Origin of the sequence: Mesorhizobium sp. M1396 (assembly GCF_040317725.1) — a bacterium.
In the GTDB taxonomy this organism is placed as follows: Bacteria; Pseudomonadota; Alphaproteobacteria; order Rhizobiales; family Rhizobiaceae; genus Mesorhizobium.
Window position 1 is genome coordinate 1 of record NZ_JAMYLA010000075.1, and the last position, 20988, is coordinate 20988.

At 61.6% G+C, this 20988-nt stretch carries 20 protein-coding genes and 2 pseudogenes; 9 read left to right on the forward strand and 13 right to left on the reverse strand.

Annotated features, from left to right (window positions below):
• From NKH02_RS31230 to NKH02_RS34605, 5 genes are all read left to right on the forward strand, one after another.
• The coding region (locus NKH02_RS31230) for a VCBS domain-containing protein (RefSeq protein ID WP_352883482.1) at positions 1-1115 on the forward strand (1115 nt) is incomplete at its 5' end.
• Between the two features lie 194 nt (positions 1116-1309).
• Positions 1310-2983: a type I secretion system permease/ATPase gene (locus tag NKH02_RS31235; RefSeq protein WP_352883484.1), complete on the forward strand. Its 1674-nt coding sequence runs from the start codon at positions 1310-1312 to the stop codon at positions 2981-2983.
• Between the two features lie 19 nt (positions 2984-3002).
• Positions 3003-4340 carry an HlyD family type I secretion periplasmic adaptor subunit gene (locus NKH02_RS31240; RefSeq protein ID WP_352883486.1) on the forward strand — a complete coding sequence of 446 codons (1338 nt, stop codon included), beginning with the start codon at positions 3003-3005 and terminating at the stop codon, positions 4338-4340.
• Positions 4341-4707: 367 nt separating this feature from the next.
• Entirely contained in the window at positions 4708-5043 is a 336-nt protein-coding gene (locus NKH02_RS31245; RefSeq protein ID WP_352883489.1) for a Cif family virulence factor, read from the forward strand.
• Complete coding sequence (locus tag NKH02_RS34605; RefSeq protein WP_502913878.1) at positions 5040-5144, forward strand: hypothetical protein; 105 nt, start codon at positions 5040-5042, stop codon at positions 5142-5144. The genes NKH02_RS31245 and NKH02_RS34605 overlap by 4 nt, the downstream gene beginning before the upstream one ends.
• A gap of 307 nt (positions 5145-5451) precedes the next feature.
• Here NKH02_RS34605 and NKH02_RS31250 read toward each other — a convergent pair whose 3' ends face one another.
• The 8 genes and pseudogenes from NKH02_RS31250 to NKH02_RS31285 all read right to left on the reverse strand — a co-directional run bounded on the left by NKH02_RS31250 (position 5452) and on the right by NKH02_RS31285 (position 13462).
• Positions 5452-7416 (reverse strand): tyrosine-type recombinase/integrase, encoded by a 1965-nt coding sequence (locus NKH02_RS31250; protein WP_352883491.1) that lies wholly within the window; start codon positions 7414-7416, stop codon positions 5452-5454.
• Entirely contained in the window at positions 7400-8344 is a 945-nt protein-coding gene (locus NKH02_RS31255; protein ID WP_352883494.1) for a tyrosine-type recombinase/integrase, read from the reverse strand. Before NKH02_RS31255 ends, NKH02_RS31250 begins: the two co-directional genes overlap by 17 nt.
• 41 nt (positions 8345-8385) lie before the next feature.
• Positions 8386-8688 (reverse strand): annotated as a pseudogene (locus tag NKH02_RS31260) (SOS response-associated peptidase family protein); the annotation flags it as partial.
• A 284-nt stretch (positions 8689-8972) separates the two neighbouring features.
• Positions 8973-11237 carry a heavy metal translocating P-type ATPase gene (locus NKH02_RS31265; RefSeq protein ID WP_352883496.1) on the reverse strand — a complete coding sequence of 755 codons (2265 nt, stop codon included), beginning with the start codon at positions 11235-11237 and terminating at the stop codon, positions 8973-8975.
• 84 nt (positions 11238-11321) lie between these two features.
• The gene (locus NKH02_RS31270) at positions 11322-11669 is read right to left on the reverse strand and encodes a DUF922 domain-containing protein (protein WP_352883519.1); all 348 of its coding nucleotides are present in this window, start codon (positions 11667-11669) and stop codon (positions 11322-11324) included.
• Between the two features lie 24 nt (positions 11670-11693).
• Positions 11694-11903 carry a hypothetical protein gene (locus NKH02_RS31275; RefSeq protein ID WP_352883498.1) on the reverse strand — a complete coding sequence of 70 codons (210 nt, stop codon included), beginning with the start codon at positions 11901-11903 and terminating at the stop codon, positions 11694-11696.
• Positions 11904-11928: 25 nt separating this feature from the next.
• The gene (locus tag NKH02_RS31280) at positions 11929-13215 is read right to left on the reverse strand and encodes an NRAMP family divalent metal transporter (RefSeq protein WP_352883499.1); all 1287 of its coding nucleotides are present in this window, start codon (positions 13213-13215) and stop codon (positions 11929-11931) included.
• Between the two features lie 61 nt (positions 13216-13276).
• The gene (locus tag NKH02_RS31285) at positions 13277-13462 is read right to left on the reverse strand and encodes a hypothetical protein (RefSeq protein ID WP_352883501.1); all 186 of its coding nucleotides are present in this window, start codon (positions 13460-13462) and stop codon (positions 13277-13279) included.
• Positions 13463-13537: 75 nt separating this feature from the next.
• Here NKH02_RS31285 and NKH02_RS31290 point away from each other — a divergent pair, with 75 nt between their 5' ends.
• On the forward strand, positions 13538-13963 hold the full coding sequence (locus NKH02_RS31290; protein ID WP_352883503.1) for a MerR family transcriptional regulator: 426 nt from the start codon (positions 13538-13540) through the stop codon (positions 13961-13963).
• 206 nt (positions 13964-14169) lie between these two features.
• Here the strand turns inward: NKH02_RS31290 and NKH02_RS31295 are convergent, their stop codons facing one another.
• The 3 genes and pseudogenes from NKH02_RS31295 to NKH02_RS31305 form a co-directional block, all read right to left on the reverse strand.
• Entirely contained in the window at positions 14170-14784 is a 615-nt protein-coding gene (locus NKH02_RS31295) for a class I SAM-dependent methyltransferase (protein ID WP_352883506.1), read from the reverse strand.
• A 356-nt stretch (positions 14785-15140) separates the two neighbouring features.
• Positions 15141-15341: pseudogene (locus NKH02_RS31300) on the reverse strand (IS3 family transposase); the annotation flags it as partial.
• 118 nt (positions 15342-15459) lie between these two features.
• Positions 15460-15747, reverse strand: a complete 288-nt coding sequence (locus NKH02_RS31305) for a putative quinol monooxygenase (protein WP_352883521.1) — start codon at positions 15745-15747, stop codon at positions 15460-15462.
• 300 nt (positions 15748-16047) lie between these two features.
• Here NKH02_RS31305 and NKH02_RS31310 point away from each other — a divergent pair, with 300 nt between their 5' ends.
• Both NKH02_RS31310 and NKH02_RS31315 read left to right on the forward strand, forming a co-directional pair.
• Entirely contained in the window at positions 16048-17187 is a 1140-nt protein-coding gene (locus tag NKH02_RS31310) for an FIST N-terminal domain-containing protein (protein ID WP_352883509.1), read from the forward strand.
• Positions 17188-17197: 10 nt separating this feature from the next.
• Positions 17198-18538, forward strand: a complete 1341-nt coding sequence (locus tag NKH02_RS31315) for an ATP-binding response regulator (RefSeq protein WP_352883511.1) — start codon at positions 17198-17200, stop codon at positions 18536-18538.
• Between the two features lie 379 nt (positions 18539-18917).
• On the opposite strand, the gene NKH02_RS31320 is transcribed toward NKH02_RS31315, so the two are convergent.
• Positions 18918-19604 carry a response regulator gene (locus NKH02_RS31320; RefSeq protein WP_352883513.1) on the reverse strand — a complete coding sequence of 229 codons (687 nt, stop codon included), beginning with the start codon at positions 19602-19604 and terminating at the stop codon, positions 18918-18920.
• 360 nt (positions 19605-19964) lie between these two features.
• Here NKH02_RS31320 and NKH02_RS31325 point away from each other — a divergent pair, with 360 nt between their 5' ends.
• Positions 19965-20099: a hypothetical protein gene (locus tag NKH02_RS31325; RefSeq protein WP_352883515.1), complete on the forward strand. Its 135-nt coding sequence runs from the start codon at positions 19965-19967 to the stop codon at positions 20097-20099.
• Between the two features lie 503 nt (positions 20100-20602).
• On the opposite strand, the gene NKH02_RS31330 is transcribed toward NKH02_RS31325, so the two are convergent.
• A partial coding sequence (locus tag NKH02_RS31330; RefSeq protein ID WP_352883517.1) for an aldehyde-activating protein occupies positions 20603-20988 on the reverse strand: 386 nt, incomplete at its 5' end.

Sequence of the window (20988 nt, forward strand, 5' to 3'; positions counted from 1 at the left end):
CCTCCGATGTCGCCAACCTGACTGAGACCAATTCGGCGGCCGACATCTCGACCGGCGGCACGCTGACCATCTCCGATGTCGACAGCGACCCGCACTTCGTCGCCCAGAGCAACACCGCCGGCAGCTATGGCACCTTCGCCATCGATGCCGCCGGCGCCTGGACCTACACGGCATCCTCGGCCCACAACGAGTTCGCCGCCGGCCAGCACTACACCGAGAGCTTCGACGTCGTCAGCGCCGACGGCACCCACACCTCGATTGCCATCGACATCCTCGGCACCGCCGATGCTCCACCGCGGTTTGCGCCGACCGACATCCAACTCACGCCGACCACCACGACGGGAGATGTGACTTTCAGTTCGTTCCAATTCACGGGAGCACTGTCCGCGACCGACCCGGACTCCGGCGGCTTCGTCTACAGCATCACCTCGCAATCAAACGCGGGACTGTTTTCGATCACGGGCAGCACGCTGAGTTCGGGAGATCTCTCGCCGAGCAAGGCGTATTCCATCACCGTGGAAGCAACGCAGGTCGGCGATCCGGCCGGCCCAGCCTATCAATATTCCGAGACGTTCCAGGTCATCACTGGCAGCAATGGCAATTCGAGTGACAATCTCAGCAACCCCGTAGGCGGCGACGACGTCCTTTACGGCAATGGCGGAGCGGACCAGATCTTCGGCCTGGCCGGCAATGACACGCTGTTTGGCCAAAGCGGCAACGACACACTAAGCGGCGGCGACGGCAACGACCGACTGGTCGGTGGCGACGGCGCCGACACGCTCACTGGCGGTTTGGGATCCGACACTTTCTATTATGGAACAGCAGTTTCGGATTCCGCACCAAGTGCTGGAAATTTCGACACCATCACCGACTTCGTGCACGGGGTCGACAAGATCGATCTATCCTCAATTGACGCGAATACGGGTAGCGGTGGTGATCAGGCTTTCCTATTCGGAGGGTCAAATACAGCCACCGTTGCCAACACTATCACGTGGTCGGAAGTCGGCGGCAATACCATTGTCCATGTCGACGTCAACGGCAACACGTCAGCCGATCTGCAGATCACGCTGACAGGTGTCGGGCTTGGACTTACGGCGAGCGATTTCGTGCTCTGAATGGAAGAGGTGAGCCTGCTGGTACGCACGGCTCACCTCGCTGCTCGCCGATTGCAGATTCAGCTTGCGCATTAAGGTTTACGCCAGGAATGCCGGCAGGGACGAACGATCCGGGGTAGTATCGGTTCCGGGCGTTCAGTTGGACAGGGGGGCGGTTCTCCGCTGGGTTTTTGAGTAACAATAAATCCCAAATCGTGAAGGACGCGCTGCTGGCGTGCCGCCATTATTTCATGATCGCGGCCGGCTTCAGCCTGGCGATCAACCTCCTCTATCTCGCCTCCCCGCTTTATATGCTGCAGATCTACGACAGGGTAGTCACCAGCGGCAGCGAAACCACGCTGGTGATGCTGACTGTCGTGCTTCTGGCGGCTTTCCTTGCCCTTGCTGGTCTCGATCTCGTGCGTGCCACTATCCTGACGCGCGCAAGCGTGCGCCTCGACCGACTGCTTTCGGCAAGAATCGTTGGCGCTTCTGTAGAGGCCTCATCATCGGGCTCATCGCAGAGCCAGCCGATCCGCGACTTCGATACGTTCAGGCAGGTCATTACCGGAAGCGGTATTCATGCGCTGTTCGATCTGCCCTGGTCGCCCATCTACATCGGCATCATTTTCCTGCTGCACCCCTGGCTGGGATTTTTTGCGCTGGGCTCGTCGCTGCTGCTCGTCGCCATGGCCGTGATCAACGAATATCTGGTGCGCTGGCCGCTGAAGCAGGCCAACGACCTGGCAACGGCCAACTACGTGTTCACCGAGATGAGCCTGAGGAACTCCGAAGTCATTCGGGCCATGGGCATGATCGACGGCCTGCTCCGCCGATGGGGTCGCGACCGAAACCTGGCCCTTCGGCGGCAGGCGGAGGCCAGCGACCGCGCCGCCTTGATGTCGGGGGCGATCCGGTTTCTTCGCCTGACCATGCAGTCGCTGATCCTGGGCCTCGGCGCCTATCTGGTGATCGAACGCCAGACCACGGCCGGTTCCATGTTCGCGGCCAGCTTATTGCTGGGCAGAGGGCTTCAGCCCGTCGAGCAGATTGTCGGTCTTTGGCGCAGCCTGATCCTGGCGCGCGCCGCGTTGGCGCGGGTGCGCAAGCTGGTCGACGGCGAAGCGCAAAAAGAAAGATCGTTCAACCTGCCCAAGCCGACCGGCAAGATTTCGGTCGAGCAGGTCAGTTATGCCATTCCGAACCTGCAGAAGGTCCTGCTTCGGGAAGTGTCGTTTCGGCTGGAAGCGGGCGAGGCGCTGGGAATTGTCGGCCCTTCGGGTGCCGGCAAGTCGACACTGGCGCGTCATCTCGCGGGCATAATGCTACCCAGCCGCGGCACTGTCAGGCTGGACGGAGCCGATCTGTCTCATTGGGGGCGTGACGCGCTCGGCGACCATATCGGCTATCTGCCGCAGGATATCGAACTCTTTTCGGACACCGTCGCCGCCAATATCGGACGTTTCAAGACCAACGTGGATCAGGAGGTGATCGAAGCCGCGCGATTGGCCGGTGTGCACGACATGATCATCCGCCTTCCGCAAGGCTATGAGACGCAGATCGGCGAAGGCGGTGCCGTCTTGTCGGGAGGATACCGGCAACGCATCGCTCTTGCCCGAGCGGTCTTCGGCACGCCGAACCTGATCGTTCTCGATGAGCCAAGTTCCAATCTCGACGCCGAGGGAGACCGCGCGCTGAGCGACTGCGCGATCGAGCTCAAGCGCCGCGGCAGCACGGTGATCATCGTGTCGCATCGGCCCTCGACATTGGCAAATGTCGACAAGATCCTTCTGTTGCGGGATGGCGGCGTCGAAGCCTTCGGCATGAGAAACGAGATCGTGGCGCTTCTCAATCAGCGCTCGGCTTCGATCGCGGTGGCTTCTCAATGATGATTTCACGGAGAGATCGTTGACCGACACAGCCCTCACCTATCGCAGCCTGCCCAGCGAAACCGGCATTCCGACGTCGGATTCCATTGGGGGCCCGGCCTATATTGGCGTGCTGATCATTGTTGTGTTCTTTGGCATCTTTGGCGGCTGGGCGGCCTTTGCCCCGCTCAACGGGGCGGTGCTGGCCGACGCGATCGTCAAGGTCGAAGGGAACCGAAAGAGCGTTCAACACTTCGATGGCGGAACGGTGGAGGAAATACGGGTCAAGGACGGCGACATCGTCAAATCGGGCGAAATTCTGCTGGTCCTGGACGACACGCGTATTCGTTCCGAGTTCAATCTCTATGCTCAGCAATATGCGCTCCTGCGGGCCACGGACGCCAGAATTCGGGCCGAACTGGACGGCACCATGGCAGTCGCCTTCCCGAAGGATATCCTCAAGGAGCATGAGGCCTACCTCAGGGATGCAATGGCAAATCAGGTCGCCGACCTGGAAAGTCAGCGCGCATCGATGGCCGGCGCCACGCAGATCCTGCAGCGGCGGATTGCCGAGCTCGATGAACAGATCCAGGGAAAAGAGGCCCGCGTCGAATCGTATCGGGCCCAACTGCAATCGACAGTCGACGAGAAGGCCGGCTTGTCGAAACTCCTCAAGGCCGGGTTGACGACGCGAACACGCGTACTGGAACTGGACAGATCGGCCTCGGATTTGCGCGGCATGATCGACGAGAGCGTGGGCGCAATCGCCGGAAGCCGCCAGGCGAAAGCCGAGCTGGAAAGCCAGATCGCGCAATTGACAAATGAGCGCAGGGCCAAGCTCTCGACCATGCTGATCGAGACGCAATCTAATCTGGCGGACCTGGTGCCGAAGATGTTTGCGGCCCAGGCTGCGGTGGACCGTGCCGAGGTTCGTTCGCCCTATGACGGCCAGGTGATGAACCTCAGCGTTTTCTCGACCGGGGCGGTCGTCACGCCGGGCCAGACAATTCTCGATATCGTGCCGACGCAGAATTCGCTGATTGTCCAGGCGCAGATTCGCGTCGAGGATATCTCCGACCTGCGGCCCGACATGGCTGCAGAAGTTCGCTTCACGTCGTACAAGCAGCGCTCGATACCCATAATTCACGGACGCATCACCCGCATTTCGGCGGATCGCATCACCGACAGCAAAACCGGGTTCCCCTACTACGTTGCCGACATAGTGGTCGATCCGGCGGAGTTGGCGGCGGTCCCACAGATCACGCTTTATCCAGGCATGCCGGCTTCGGTCATGATCGTTACCGAGGAGCGGACCGCTCTCGATTATATTCTGGGGCCGCTGCTTGCGTCGTTTCATTCCGCCTTCCGCCAGAAATAAAGGGCTGCGCGCCAGACACATTCGCAATTCCGATTTCGCGGGGTCGCGGTCCAGACACGTAGAGGGCAAAGATACCGAACTGCCCGCGAGCTATATGTCCGCTAGTGGCCCGCATGGTCGGTTGGTGTGTTCAGACTTCAGATTGCCTGATGAGGCTCGGGAAGTCCGGCCGGGGTGGAGAGCGGCCATTTACCGAGCCGTCTGAAAACGCCGTCGCGAAACTTGTCTCGCGCCGTGCTATGCTGACCAAGCCAACCTGCACTCGCCGCAGTCTGGGAAAATGCCTCACACCGCCGCGGAATACACAGAATGTTGACCTGCGGGAGTCGCCAGTCCGGATCAGAAATAAAACGACAGGGAGGATGACGTGTCCCTCGACGCCAATGACTTCGATCAAGCAGTTGAAAGATACCACCTGGCTCTGGATGAGTTCATGAAAGGAAACCCCGCGCCTGCGAAGAAGCTCTATTCCCAACGAGACGATGTAACACTGGGCAATCCCTTTGGCCCTTTCGTGCATGGATGGAAACAGGTCGCTGAGAGGTTGGAGCAAGCGGCATCTAATTACAGGGACGGCGACGCTTCCGGCTTCGAGAGCATTGCGAAGTGTGTGACGTCTGAGCTGGCATACCTCGTCGAAGTAGAGCGGCTCAGGTCCAAGTTGGCGGTCGGAGCGATGTCACACCTCTGGCGTTACGCGTGACGAGTGTCTTTCGCCCAGAAGATGGTCTCTGGAAGATTGTGCATCGTCATGCCGATCCGATAACGACGACTCAGCCGGCCGATTCAGTATTTCGCCGATAGACGCGGCTGTGGTTGGGGAAGCGGTTCGATCTCGCAAACCCTTGCTGCGGCAGCGCGGCTATTCTTCAGTCCGTTCTCTGCCAAAGGTCGGCCCGCGTCATCGGGCTCGCAGCATCGGACGGCCGCTCCGGGTCGCATCAGGTCGCCGCGTGAACGACCGCAATGGAGAAGCGCCATGACTGTCAGCAAATGGCGCATCATGCTATTCCGCCAAACGGCACGAACCGCAAAATTCGACCCCTTCTGTGCCGTCGAGAGGTGCAACCCCACCCGATATTTCCGTTCGATCGGGTTGCTCGCCTCGCTTTCAATCGACCGTCAAAGGAGCGGGCTCGCCCAGATCTTTGAGTAGCTCCTCAATACGTTTAAGCGTGCAATCGTGGCGTTCGGCTTCGCGATGAAATCCCTTCGCCAGCGCTTCATCCGCCAGCGTGATCTCTCGAATCCGGCGCTCCCGGAGCCTCGGCGCATATTCGGATGTGGTCACGAACTTGGCGCAAGTCAGGTAGAGGTCACATTCGCACGGTCCTTCTTCCGGCAGCCGCAAACAATGGCCGAGCTCAAGCTCCGTTCGGAAGAAGTTGCTCTTCAGCCAAGCCAATGAATCCTCCGGCATCGCTCTTGATCGCAATGTCTCGGCGAGCGGTCCGGCAATCAGCGCGCCAGGGCCGAGCACCTTCATGTAATCCTCGCGAACCGTCGCGTCGCTCAGATGCGCATAGACCAGCGTCATTCCAGTGCTGGTGTGGCCGAGCATCTTCATGACGGTGTGGACGCGCGCGCCACCCTCGATCAGCTCGGTGCCGACGGTATGGCGGAAACGATGGGCTGTAACCGTCGCGTGACCACGATCGTCGACGAGGCCGGCTGCCTGACACGCCGCTTCCAGCGAAGCTTCGAATAGCGTCCGCGGGGATATGCACCGGCCCTTCAACGAGAAGAGCCGTCGCACTTCGATGCCGGTGCGCTCATCGGCAAACCCGCGGCCTGGCGGATCCAGTGCCTGAAGCTCGCGAATGCACGCAGCGGCTTCCGGATGGAGCGGCACCATCCGCTCCTTGCCGGTTTTGCCGGCGGGAATCCTCAGGCGTGAAGTGCCATCGGGGTAGGTGTCGAGGCAATTGTACTCGAGCCGGGTGATCTCCGAACGCCGAGCGCCACTCCATCTGGCGATAATCAGCGCGGCTCGCTGATGGATATCAGGCAACACCCGCACCGCCGACATAAGTCGATCGAGCTGCTCGGCGGGAATGAAGCGCGGCAGGCGGGTCGGGCGCTTTGGCAGGTCGCGCGAACCGATGATCGGACGCAGTGGTGCATCAGGCCAATCCCAGGCGGTCGCGTCATGGAACATGACCGACAGACCGCATAGACGTTGAAGCTGCACATCGAGCGAAAGGCCGTCATCAACGAGGCTGGCCGCGTAGGCAAGAATGTGTTCGCGATCCAACTCGCTGAAGGATTCGATCTCCGGCGCATTGTGCCAAAGCCAGTTCGCCAGATGCCGCCCGCTGTTGCGATACTTCTCCAGCGTGCTTGGCCGCGCGCCCATGGCACCGCGAGCTTCAGCATACCGGACGATCAGCGCCTCCATCCTCGGTTTAACTTGGAAGATTCGGGGTTGGACGGTGGTTCGGCGCGGCGGCCTCGCCACAAGATGCTGGTGATAAAGCGCGACCTGCAGCGACCAGGCAACGCCTCGCATCGCGTCTCGTCGATTGCGAAAGAGCCCCTCGGATCCGAACACGGTCTCCCGGTCCGATCTCGCTTCCAGCGACATCCAGGCGTCCCTGAACTCCTTGAGGTGCCGCTCGCCGGCGCTGGTCACGCCCTCGCCATAACGCAAATAAAAGAGCCGGATCGTGCGCCCGATGCGCTCGTGACCGCGCTTGTATCCTAGAGTCACGAGCTGTTCGCCGAGCCGGTGCTGAAATGCTCTCACCGACGAGGGAAGATAGTCATCGCGGAAGCGATGGTCGCTGACCCCGATGATCCAGTCCCAATCGAGGTCGATCCGGCCGATCGAGGATAGGAAATAGATATATTGCCGGGCTTTGACGCACGCATAAGCGGATCCGCGCCTGACCTCTGATGTGCCGATCCGCTCAACGAGCGGCGCTGCCAGCCAGTCATCGAGGTCGGGGTAAAGTCGGGCGAACTTCCAGGCATGTTGAAGGTGATAATTGCGGCCCCGTGGCGGATGTGACCCGACAACCGTCTCATACAGGTCCAGTGCATGTCCGCCCTCGGGTCGTTCAAATAGCTTCGGCATAGCGCACCCGACCCGCTTGCGCGGCGAGGGCGCGCTTGTAGTCCTCCAGCATCATGGCATCGCTGATCCTGGTGTAGCCCTTGGTCGATTCATAGGAGGCATGGCCGAGCCGCTTTTGCAGCGCGAGCTCGCGCATTCCACCCTCCCAGAGCCACGTCGCGTGAGTGTGGCGCAGCGCATGCGGGGTGATCCATGGCTCGTGAAGACCCGCTGTTGCGCATCGGCGCTTGAACATCTTGGCGAGCGCGGCGTAGCTTAACGCCTCATCAGCCCTCGTTCCTCCGCCACAGACTAGGAAGAGATGGCGGGTCGGTGCGAGGTGGAGGTTCAGCACCTCGCCGGGCCGCAGCCCGCCCTGCAGCATCAGCAGAATCATCGCGCGATCGCGTGGTCGCTCCACCACGCCGAGCAGGGTCTCAACCTGTTCACGCGACATCGGCCGCGGCAGCCGCTCCACCCGCTTCAGTCGACGCGCACCGCGTGACCTTCGTCGCGCGACGCCGCCACGCGCCAGCTCTTGCGGTGTTGCGAGCGAATTGGAGTCGATGCCAGGTTCGCCGGCGAGCACGAGGTGATCGAAGAAACTGGAGACCGCCGCCATACTGCGGTTGATGCTGGTTGGCGACAGCGTCGTTCGCACTGCGGCTGGAAACGCTGTCAGCCGGACCCGATTGCTTTGGACGTTGCCGAGCCAAGCCAGAAGATCGACGCTGTGCGTCACCTTGAACGACGAGAGCGTCAGGCTGCTTTCTGCGAGAAACCTATAGAAGCGCCGTAGGTCATAGAGATAACCACCAACGGTGTGGGGAGAACATCCTCGACCGAGCAGACCGCGGACGAAACTCGCCGCGTGTTCGTCAACCACACCATGCTCGTCGATCAGCTCAAAGCGATCGCCAGCCTCCGTTCGCTTCCGGACAACGCGCATCCTCGAACCTTCCAAATCGCATCATCAATAAGTGTCCACATAAATTCGAAGAACGCGGACGCCGGAACGAGGCAGCGGTTGCTGTTCCCGAACTGCCGCCCTTCGGAGCGGAAGTTGAACACAGGCCCGCCTTTTGGTCCGGTCGGTGGAAATCCGAACGTCATCGATGCCAGTTCGATAGCGTCATCTACGGCGCGCATTATTGGCGCCGGGTCATTGATGCGGACGTCGTCCGCCTGGGGCAATTCGAGCTCGGTCTGGTGGCTAGGGATCTTGAGCGCCAGCGACGCCATCATCCGGCAATATTCAGCCCAGAGTACATGCTGTTCATAATCGTTGCACATGGACCGCTCCCGATCTGGGCGACCTGTTTACAGTAAGGCTATCGAGGGCACGACGAAAAGCAGATCGGCGCTCAACTGAAGGATCCCGCTCAACGAGGATGTCTGTCACCGGCAGGCGACACTCTGCCCCTCCTGGACCAATCAGGCCGCCGAGAGTGCCTAATGCCTGCTGGCAAAAGCGGTAAGCGAGTTCTTGTCCTGGGGTGGTGTGGGTGCTCATGGCGCTATTTATACACGAATATAGCGCAGTGCCATTCGCTGCAGCTCATCTCAGTCCCGAGCTTCTACACTCCACCCTTCCAGCGCAACAGCCGCATTGCATTCGCGGTCACAAGCACCGTCGCGCCGGTATCGGCGAGAATGGCGGGCCACAGGCCAGTTATGCCGGCTATGGTGGTCACCAGAAACACCGCTTTCAGCCCCAGCGCCATTGTGATGTTCTGCTTGATGTTGGCCATGGTCGCTTGAGACAGCCTTATCATCGCACCGACGTCTCCGACGCGGCCATGAAGCACCGCCGCATCTGCCGTCTCCAAGGCAACATCCGTGCCGCCGCCCATCGCAATGCCGATGTCGGCTGCGGCAAGCGCCGGCGCATCGTTGATGCCGTCGCCGACCTTGGCGACAACTAGCCCCTCCCCTTTCAGTTCGCCAACGATGCGCTGCTTGTCCTCAGGCAACAGTTCAGCACGAACCTCGATACCCAGCTGCTGGCCGATCGCGGCCGCGGTGCGCTTGTTGTCGCCGGTCAGCATGACCGTCTTGATGCCGCAATCCGTCAGCGCTTTCAGCCCGGCCAAGGCGTCCGGCCGGGGTTCGTCACGCATGGCGATAGCGCCGGCGATTTCATTGCCCACAAGCACGATCGAGACGGTTTTGCCTTGATCGTTGAGCGCCGCAATCTCGGCCGACTGGTCGGCCGAGAGCTTGACCGCTTCATTGGCGGCCTGTGGCGAGGCCAGGAAGATTTCGGCGCCCTCGACCGTTGCTTTGACGCCTTTGCCCCCCAAGGCCTGCGCCTTCGACGCGGCCGGAACCTTCACTTTGTCGGCGGCGGCCTTGGCTAGGATCGCGAGGGCAAGCGGGTGGCTCGACCCCGTTTCCAGCGCGGCGGCTAAACGCAGCACCTCCGCCTCCGGTCGCCCGAAGGAGATTACGTCGGTAACCTGCGGCTTGCCGAGGGTCAGCGTGCCGGTCTTATCGAGGGCGACGGCCGTAATCTTGCCGAGGCCTTCAAGGACCACACCACCCTTCATCAGCAGCCCGCGCTTGGCGCCGGCAGAGAGTGAGGCGGCTATCGCCGCCGGCACCGAAATCACCAAGGCGCATGGGCAGCCGATGAGCAGCAGCGCCAAGCCTTTATAGATCCATTCGTTCCAGGCCCCGCCAAAGAGCACCGGTGGCACTACTGCGACCAGGGCCGCAACCACGACAACGCCGGGCGTGTACCAGCGCGAGAACCGGTCGATGAAACGTTCGGTCGGCGCCTTGCTCTCCTGGGCCTCCTCGACGAGCTTGACGACGCGGGCAATGGTGTTGTCGGCAGCGGCGGCCGTCACCTTGATCCGCAAAACGGCATCGCCGTTGATAGTGCCGGCGAAGACTTTGTCGCCGGCGCCTTTGCGCACCGGTACGCTTTCGCCCGATACCGGCGATTCATCAATGGCGCTTTCGCCTCCAGCAATCTCACCGTCAGCCGGAATCCGGTCGCCCGGCCGAACCAAAATCATCGCGCCAACCTCGAGGCTCTCGGCCGGCACCTCCCGGGTCTGGCCGTCTTCCTCGATGAACGCGGTTTTAGGGACGAGCGTCGTCAGCGCCTGAATGCTCGACCGCGCCTTGCCGGCGGCGACCCCTTCAAGCAGCTCGCCGACCAGGAACAAAAACACCACGGTCGCGGCTTCCTCGCCTGCGCCAATGATGACGGCACCGGCCGCCGCAATGGTCATGAGCATTTCAATCGTAAAGGGGATGCCGGCCAGGGTGGCCATCGCCGCACGGCGTGCGATTGGCACCAAGCCAACCAGCATGGCTGCAATAAAGGCCCAGTTGCCGGTCGCCGGCCAGATGTAATGCACGGCAAATGCCGCAACAAGCGCAACACCACTGGCGATAGTCAGCCGCCCCTTGGCGCTGTTCCACCACGGCCCCGAGGTCGGCGTGTGGTCGTGCCCGTGGAGGCCCGCCACTTCCTCGTCGTCATCGTGATCCGCGCCGGCGTGCTCGTGGCTGGCATGGTCATGGCCAGCGTGCTCATGACCCTCATGATCATGTTCATTCTTTTCAGCGACGTCTGGCGCCGCCATGGCACGCGGTTGCGCCTTGCCCTTGAGCTGGGCGACCGTATAGCCGAGCCCGATCACCTTCCTCTCAATGGCATCGAGGTCGCTCTGGGGAGTGTGTTTGACTGTCATGGTGCCGGCGGTGACGGAGACGTTGACATCCTCGACGCCGGGCATGCGGCGGACCGCCGTGTCAATTTTCGTGGCGCAGCCGGCACAATCCATGCCTTCGATGCGGTAACGGGAGTGTGCTGCAGATGCGGCCATGCGTTAGCTCCTACGATTTGTGAGCAACCTACATCCTCTAGCGACTAGAGGAGCAAGCACAAAATGCCCCCATTGGGGCATGCGTCATTCGAGCGCGAACGGCTTCGCCTCAGCATCGTGCTCGTCCTGAGCTCCCTCGGCGGCCTCGGCAATCTGCCGGGCCGCGCTATCGAGGGATTGCCTGAAGGCGTCGCATGCGCCAGCCGCGCTTGCCTGGTGGGTGATTTTGTTGATCCGATCGGCCGCGTCCACCGCAATGGCCTTGTGGCCCTCCTCATGGGCTTTCAGGTCCTGGTAGTAGGTGCCCCAGACGGCCCGAACCTGCGGATCGGCGCGGGCTTCGTCGACCCAGATGGGCAACGTAACGCGCAGTTTAAGGACAATGTCGTCGGAGGTCACGCGGCAGGTGCCGTCGGCCTCCTTGAATTGCAGCTTCCAGTCAGGTTGTCACTCACTTCACCCTCGATGATGCCGTCGCCATCCGTTCTTGGCGACGCGATGGAGGTCATCATGGATGGCCTCGCGGGTCAGCCCCCTCAACTCGTAGGTCGAGTTGGTGACTTCCAGCTTCACGTCAGCCGCTGCCTGCGACGTAGCGGCAAGAGCAAGGCCGGCCACCACAAGGGACAGTCTGGTCGACCCAAGGTTCGGGAATTTGCATGTCATCGTCACACTCCTTTGTGCTGTGCCCTTACCAGAAGAGCTGGAAAATCATCACGGCTGCCGCAAGCGCCATGATGACGGTGGCGAGCCAACCGATGAGCCGCATCGTCATGGGCATCGTCACGGTGCCCATGACATCGCTACGCACTGTCATCAGCATCATCACCGCCATCACCGGCACCGCGACAACGCCGTTGACCACCGCGCTCCAGTAAAGTGCCTTGATGGGATTAATCGGGGTGAAATTGAGACATGCGCCGATCAGCGTGGCGATGGCAATCGTCGCGTAGAACGCCTTGGCCGCCAACGGCTCGCGTTCGAGTCCCACCGGCCACTTGCGCGCCTCACCGAGCGCGTAGCCTGCCGAACCTGCAAGCACAGGGATGGCCAGCAATCCCGTTCCTATGACGCCGAGTGCGAAAATCGCAAAGGCGAACGCGCCGGCCACCGGCCGCAAGGCCTCGGCGGCCTGGCTGGTTGATTCAATGTCGGTGATTCCCTTGGCGTGCAGTGTCGCGCCAGCAGTGATCGTGATCGCGAGCGCCACCAGGTTAGAAAAGCCCATGCCGACGTAGGTATCGAGGCGGATACGCTCGATCGCGTTTTCGGCCTGTTCGGGCGCATCTTTTAGGGGTTTCCGTCCGGGCTTGGCTTTTTCCTCCTCGACCTCCTGGGAGGCCTGCCAGAAGAACAGGTAGGGGCTGATGGTCGTGCCGAAAATTGCGACCACCAAGGTCCAGAATCCGGCATCAGCGGAAAACGTCGGGATGAAAAGACCACGAGCGACCTCCTTCCAGGGAACCTGGACGAAAAGGACTGTGCCGAAATACGCGAAAAGGGAGAGGGTGAGCCACTTCAGGACCGAGACGTACCGGCTGTACTTGAGGAACACCTGCAGCACCACCGAGACCGCGCCAAACCCGACTACATAGAGCAGGTGCGGCCCGCCGATGATAAGCTTCAGGGCATCGGCCATGGCCCCGAGATCGGCGCCAATGTTGATGGTGTTGGCAACGAGGAGCAGGACGACGACGGCCTGCAGTAGCCAGTTCGGGTAATACTTTCGCATGTTACCGGCAATGCCTCGGCCGGTGGTCCTGCCGATGCGCGCGCTGATTTCCTGGACCACCGACATCAGCGGATAGCTGAACAGCATCGTCCAGGTCAGCCCGAATCCGAACTGGGCTCCAGCCTGCGAATAGGTGGCGATGCCGCTCGGATCATCATCGGAGGCGCCGGTGATAAGACCGGGACCGAGGACGCTAAGAAGCCGCGGCTTTGGCGGCCCGACGGGGCTCGCTGCTTTCGCGTTCAAGTGATGCCCTCCCCTGCCCAGAACTGGCCTGTTAACTCGCAGCCAGACTAAAAGCTCCGGCCTAAAACCAGTCCCGGTAGATTTTGTTGAACGCCAGCACCGCTCCGACGCAGAGAAGAGGGCCGGCGATAGTCAGGTAGCGCTCGCCTGGAAACAGCCTGTCGAGGATCAGGACGGCCACCGTGCTGCCAATCGCGATGGCCAGCACCGCCCCGAATACGAAAATGGCTCTTTGCAGTGGAGTCACGGCGATGGCCCCGCATGTCTTGACGGTGAAGCTCCCATGCCTACATGCTATAGCCACTAGAGGAGCAAGCAGAAAATGTTAGACGGCGTGACCATCGGCGAAGCGGCCCGCCATAGCGGCGTGAAAGTGCCAACCATCCGCTACTACGAGCAGATCGGGCTACTCTCAGCGCCGGCGCGGAGCGGAGGCAACCGGCGGCAATATGAGGCGGCTGATTTACGCCGCCTGGCGTTCATCCGGCATTCCCGCGAGTTGGGTTTTGATATCGAGGCCATTCGCGCCCTGCTGACCCTGCAGGACAATCCATCGCAGCCATGCGCCACGGCCGATGGCATCGCCCAGGCGCGGCTTGCCGAGGTGGTACAGCGCATACGAAGTCTCACGGCCCTGAGGGCGGAGCTTGAGCTGATGGTCGAAGGGTGCCGACACGGGAAAGTCGGGGAATGCCGCGTCATCGAGGTGCTGGCGGATCATGATCAATGCGAGCACGAGCATCATTGATACGGGCGGCTCACCCCATCGCTTCTTCCAGGACAAGTAGCAGCAGGCTTTTGTCAATCAAAGCATCGTCGATGTTATCGGCGAATGAGCTCATAGGCTTCGGCCAAAGTGTGCTGACCGAACGGTGATAGCGAAACGGCAGTTTTTTGGTCCAGCGCCTATAGTGCCCGGAGCAAATGCTCCGCGACATCCGGCTCCAGACCCGTTCATGCCCCCGGCTTTTTGAGAACGACGAACCAGTTGCCGTTGAGCATGCCTTCGTCACATAGCTCGAAGCCCGCACTCGCCGCCATCCGCCGCCAGTCGCGTTTGCCCGAGAAAAGCAGCGCCAGAACACTGACGATCGCGAACATGGTCCATCCAGGCACCCAGACGACGAGGAGAAAACGTCCGCCCGGTTTCAGGACCCGCAAGATCTCACGCAGCCCCTGTTCCTTCTGCGGGCCGAGGTGATCGATCGCATGGGCGCTGACGGCGGCGTCGAAACGGCCTTCCGGAAAGGGCAGTGCAGTCAGATCGCCGAGTGCGATGTCAACGCGCGCGGTCAGGCCAGCAAGCCGCAGATTCTGTTCGAGCAACGCCCGGCCGCCGCCTTCGATATAGTCCGAATCGAAGCGGTCGAGCGCGACGATCCTTTCGCTTCGAAGTGCTCGGCCGAGCGCGATCGTGGTTCGGCCGGCGCCGCATCCTGCATCCAGGACCACACCTGCGTCGCTCGTCAGAAGGTCGACCATTGGCAGGGCGGCATGTTCGTAGCGTCCGACGGTGCGGGCGATGAGACCGCCGGCGAAGAAGTTCGCCGCAAGGAGCGTCAGCACCATGGCGAGCGGCCAATAGGCCGGCGTCGCGACCTGAATGGCGACCGCGACTGCGGCCAGGATCAGCGCCGCGATCCATGGGCCGAGCGCCCAGGCCGGCGCCCAGCCGAAATCGAAATCCTTGGTGTTCTGCCGGCTTCGCCGCCTGTGGAGTCGGCCAGCGAGCCTATTCCCGGCCATGACTAAAGCGAAGCCAGCAGCACCAGGGCGCCGACCAGGTGAAAGCCGCCGAACAGCAGGATTGTCCCGGAGACGGCTGGCAGCGACGGGACATAAATAAGCAACAGCAGTCGTGCTGCCACGCCGATGAGGCCGACGACCCACAAATGGCTGTGGCTGTGGGCGCTTGGTGACGGCGGCCTGCAAATCGCCATTACCGGCGTCGCCACATCCGTGGGAACTCCGGCGCGCACACCGCTGTCACGCTCGGCTTTCTTCACCCACTCATGCAGCGTCTGCGCCGTGCAGCCAATCTTGGCGGCGATCGACGAGACCGCCGCCCACCGCGAGGCATGCTCGCCTTCGTGATCCAGAACCAGCCGCACCGCACCTGAAGCGATTCCCCCGGTTCCAGGATGGAATCTCTTTTTGCCCGGGATTAGACGGGATCGCACGCAGGTCCGTCGGCCTATTCCCGACCCGAGCACCACCCTTGTTCGGATGATGGATCCCCCCATGTCATCCTGCGACTTTGGTCAGGCGGTGCAGGGCGAAATCGGCGAAATAGTCACCGACCCCGCTCGCCTGGAAGCGCTGCATCGCAGCGCCTTCCATATGGGCGCGCCACTCAGCTTCGCTTTCCCATGTCTCGACGAAGATGCGGATCCGGCCATCATCAAACGGCTGATGCAGTTCGTAGCGCAGGCAGCCGTCTTCGAGCAGCGTCTCGGCAACCAGCTTTTCCTGGGCGACCTTACTCCTACGAAGTTTCGCACCTCTTTTGCGGATCTTTACAGCAGTCGTGATGCGGCGCTTCACTTGCACTGCCCGCTGGATGAGCCCAGTCGTTACGCAAAGGCAAGAAGCGGCGTAACGAGCGAACGTCATCACAAGTGCGAGTCCCCTTCCGTCCGTGAGCGGCTCCGCTGACCCCGTCGAACGGCAGAAACTTCAAATCCATCGTGTTGGCTCATTGCCAAAGCGCCGCTTCAAGACAACAATGACCTCAACGCCGGCGCGCCAGACGCCCACAAAAAAGCGCGTTGGAGGAAATGGAGGAGGAAGCCGCTGACCAAGTCACGGACGCGCTATTCATGCGGACTTTCGGTGCTCACGACCGACGAATCCGACACGGATGCGTTCGCCCGGGCGGTGGCAGCGGAAGCAATGGCCATCGACGCCGGGTTTGCCCTCCTGTTTTTCTCGCAGAGCCTCATAGAGGCCGTCGCCCTGTCGGAAGCGCTGAAGACCCACGCGCCGGCGCTCCACTATGCCGGCTGCTCGACGGCCGGTGAGATAACGCCCAAAGGGCTGGAGGAAGGCCAGATCCTGGTGATGCTGCTTCCCTCCGCATCGTTTTCGGCAGCCAGCACCATGGTCGAAAATCTATCGTCATCAGGCATGGACGGCATTACCGGCGAAGTCGAGGCGCTGAGGCGTTCATTACGCGAGCGCCTCGGGCACGAGCGGGCCGACACCACTTTCGCGCTCTGCTTGATCGACGGGTTGTCCTATGCCGAGGAAGCGGTGACCTCCGCCATCCACTGGGGCCTTGACGACATACCGCTGATCGGCGGATCGGCCGGCGATGATTTGAAATTCGAGACAACGCGGCTGATCTCGAACGGCAAGGTCGCGTCCGACAGCGCCATCATCGTGCTAGTTGCCACCGACATTCCTTTCCACGTGTTCAAGACCGACAATTTCGTTCCGACCGACGAGAAGCTGGTGGTGACCGCATCCGATCCCGGCCACCGCATCGTCCGTGAATTCAACGCCGCCAATGCCGCAGAGGAATATGCCGCCTCCGTCGGCGCCGTCGCGCAGATGCTGACGCCACTGAGTTTTGCCTCGCATCCGGTGGTGGTGAAGGTCGGCGGCGAATTTTACTGCCGCTCAATCCAGAAGATGCACGCGGACGGTTCGCTGTCGTTTTTCTGCGCCATAGACGATGGTGTCGTGCTTGCCGTCGCCCAGCCTAAGGACATGGTGGAGGCGACCCGCGCCGCACTCAGCGACGTCAGCGAAAGGCTTGGCGGCATCGACCTGATCCTCGGTTTCGACTGCGTGCTGCGCCGGCTCGACGCCCGCAACCGGCAGGTCTATCGCGAAATTTCGGAACTCTACGAGGTCAACAACGTCATCGGCTTCAGCACCTATGGCGAACAGTACCGTTCGATGCATCTGAACCAGACCTTTACCGGCATCGCCTTCGGCGAACGACAGGCGGCCGAAACGGCGGAGTAGGAAATCCGGGATGCCGCTCAGGGACATCGACGACCTGGAAAGGCTGAAGAAGATCAACGCGGCGCTGATCAGCCGCGTCGAGCGTTCCATGGACCAGCAAGGCAACGCTTTCTCGCTGTTCCAGACCGCCATTTCGCTCGAGAACCGGGTGCGCAACCGCACCGAGGAATTGCATTCGACCTTGCGCCGGCTGGAGCAGTCGAACATCGACTTGAACGCCGCCAAGGAAAACGCCGAGCTGGCGAACCTGTCCAAGACCAGGTTTCTGGCGGCCGCCAGCCATGACGTGCTGCAGCCGCTGAACGCGGCCCACCTCTCGGTTTCGGCGCTTGCCGAAGTGCAGACCAGCGACGAGGGCAAGAAGCTGGTGCGGCAGGTCGAACGGTCGCTGGAGACGATGGAGGACCTGCTGCGCACCCTGCTCGACATCTCCAAGCTCGACGCCGGCGTGGTGCAGCCCGACATCGGCGACGTCAGCCTGGAGGCGCTGTTTTCGTCGCTGCGCTCGGATTTCCAGCCGGTGGCGGAGCTGAAGGGGCTGTCGCTGAAATTCCGGCCGGTCAACGCACTCGTTCGTTCGGACCGTACGCTGCTGCGCCGCATCCTGCAGAACATCCTCTCCAATGCGCTGCGCTATACCCGCTCCGGCGGGGTGCTGGTCGGCACCAGGCATCGCGGCGATACCATCCGCATCGACGTCGCCGATACCGGCTGCGGCATCCCCGACGACCAGCGCGAGGCGGTGTTCGAGGAATTCCATCGCGGCACCGCCTCGGCCGACCCAGCGCTTGCCGGCGGCGGGCTGGGGCTGGGGCTGGCGATCGTTCGCCGCATCGCCGCCGCACTCGGCCATCCCGTGACGTTTTCATCGAAGGTCGGCCGCGGCACGATCTTCCACCTCGACGTTCCGGTCGGGCTCGGCGCCACGACCGACATCATCGCCAACGCCGTCGACATGGAACGGCCGCGCGGCTATGGCCTGTTCGGCACCAAGGTGCTGCTAGTCGAGAACGACATCGAGGTGCTGCAGGCGATGACCTCCCTGCTCGAGCGTTGGCAATGCCTGGTGCGCGCCGCCACCTCGACCGGTAACGTGCTCGACATGCTTGGCGACACGGACTGGGTGCCGGACATCGTCATCGCCGACCAGCATCTCGACGCCGGCGACCTCGGCACCACCACAATCGCCAAAGTCCGTGATTATCTCGGCCGCGCGGTGCCGGCGCTGATCGTCACCGCCGATGGTTCGGAGACAATCGCCAACGCCGCCCGCGCCTCTGGCATCGAACTGATGCGCAAACCGTTGAAACCGGCACAGCTGCGCGCCCTGTTGGCCCATTTGCTGGCTTAGAACTGCACAGACCAAGGAGACGGCAGTAACAAACAATCCTGAGGGTACAATTCTCCGGTGTTACCTTCGATCTGCTGTCAGATGGGACGAGATACCGGCCGACCTTCCCATAGGCTCGCACCTATCTTAGCCCAAGCATCAGGTGCCGGCGCTGGTCAATTTTCCGTTGCGAAATATCGGAGCGGGAAGGGCCAACGCAGGTTCAACATTCGTGAATCATTCTGATGGTTTTGTCAAACAACTGATGCGAATTCTACGCGAGAAGAACCTTTGGCAACACAGTGTGTTGGTGTATTAAACAGAGTTACTCGAAACGGGAGAAATAATTTCATCTATATCGTTCCAGGTAATTCCGTGACAGTGCAATTTTTGTATCCGATCACTCAAACCCCGCCTGATCGCGAAACAGCTCCGCATTGTCCAGCTTCGACACCTCGATCACCGCTTGCGTGCGGCTGTAGACGTTGAGCTTGCGCAGGATCTCCGACACATGCGCCTTCACGGTAGTCTCTCCCACCTGCAACTCGTAGGCGATCTGCTTGTTGAGCAGGCCCTGGCGCAGCATCTGCAGCACGCGCAGCTGTTGCGGCGTCAGTGTCGACAGGCGCTGCACCATGTCGGCGCGGTCGACGCTTTCGGCGTCGGGCGTGCGCCCTTCATAGGTTTCCGGCACGTAGATCGCGCCTTCCATCACCGAGCGGATGGCGGCGGCCAGGTCGCTCTTGCGCGCCGATTTCGGAATGAAGCCGGCGGCACCATAAGACAGCGCCTCTGAAATGATCCGCGGCTCCTCATGGCCCGAGACGATCACCACCGGTAGGCGCGGATAGCGGGTCCGGAGCTGCAGCAGGCCTTCAAACCCGTGCACGTCGGGCATGCTGAGGTCGAGCAACGCGAGGTCGAACGGCTTGGGACCCGCCAGAAGATCGAGCGCCTCGGTGATCGAGCGCGCCTCCACCGTGTCGACTTCCGGGTACGCCATCTGCACCGCGCTGTGCAGCGCCTCGCGAAACAGCGGTTGGTCGTCGATGATCAGGAACCTGGCGCGATCGGTCATCAGCTTCATTTCGGTTTGGTCTGGCCAAGAATAGTCCTGCGAGCATGGCCAGCTTATTGCCAAATAGTACATCCTCGTTTTGGCCGGCTAAGGACGATGTACCGGCGATTTCCGCAGCGCCACGCGGCAGACGTAGCCGTTCTGAGACGCAATACCTTGCCCGGCCGTCCAAATTGGCCGAATGTGCCGGCGACAGATCCATTGAAACTGAGACAGGTCGTGACCGACCTCCGGCTTCGCGTGACAGCCAGTTACCGCCGGATTTCGCACCGTTGCCCGCGGCCACACGACGCTTCCCCGACGCCCGCCTTGTCCTCAGACCCTCTGGGCGGAGGAGATCGCCGAGCGCATCCTGATGGCGGCCAGACCTTGACCACCCTGCCCGAGCCACAAATCCGCAACGGGGTTGTTGGCGCGGCCGATTTCGTCGTCTTGGTGTCGTCGGAATCGCTGCTCCCAACGCCCAAGGCCGTTATGCTGGCCGAGCTTTCGGACCGGACCTGACCAGCCACAACTTCAACACCTGCCGGTCAGATGCTTGCATGCGTGTTCCAGGAGCAGGGGCCGGTCTACGATCCGCAGATTGAAATAAGGCTGTCGATGGCAGCCGCACCGCTGGTATCGGCTGGTCTGGGATCGCGCTGGTACACGGGCTGGTTTCCTGGACAAAACCAGCAAGCTGATGGTGTTGTCGTTCAGCCCGCTGTGCGCTCGATATCATGCTGGTAACGAGCACCACCGCGAATTCGCCCGCGATATCCAAGCTGTAGTCCACGATCGGGGCTGCGCCAAGCCAGAACTAACTGATCGTAGTCGCTGATCTTGAAGCTACACGACCCCGTTCGACCAATTTCGGCGTATTCCCGTTGAGCCCAACGTCCCCCGAGGCTGACAGCACGTCAGCAACGACTTACGAAGCGTGTCCGTCTACGCGCTCGCCTGCGTTCGTTCCAGCGCATGGGGCCGGACGATTTCGTCCGGCTCCATGGATACAATCCGATCGGTTGCTAAGCCGGCAATGCGCCAGACTTCTTCGCCGTCCAGGTGGCGATATAATCCATCAGGCCGGGGTTGAGGCAATCATAGGGCTCGAGACCGATCGACTTGAGCTGTGACCGGATGCCGTCCATCCGCTTCGGATCGACACCGGACTCGATGATCGACGAGACGAAGGCGGTGAATCCTGGCGGCGACCAGCCGTCCTCCTCGAAGCGCTCCGGATGAATGAAGGACAGGCCCTTGAACGCGTGGTCGCGCTCGACCGGTCCGTGCAGGTGAACACCGCAGCCGGTGCAGGCATGGCGCTGGATCAGCGCGCTCGGATCGACCACCTTCAGCTTGTCGCCGTTTTCGGTCACGGTCACGTCGCTCGTACCGGCAACCGCCACGACCG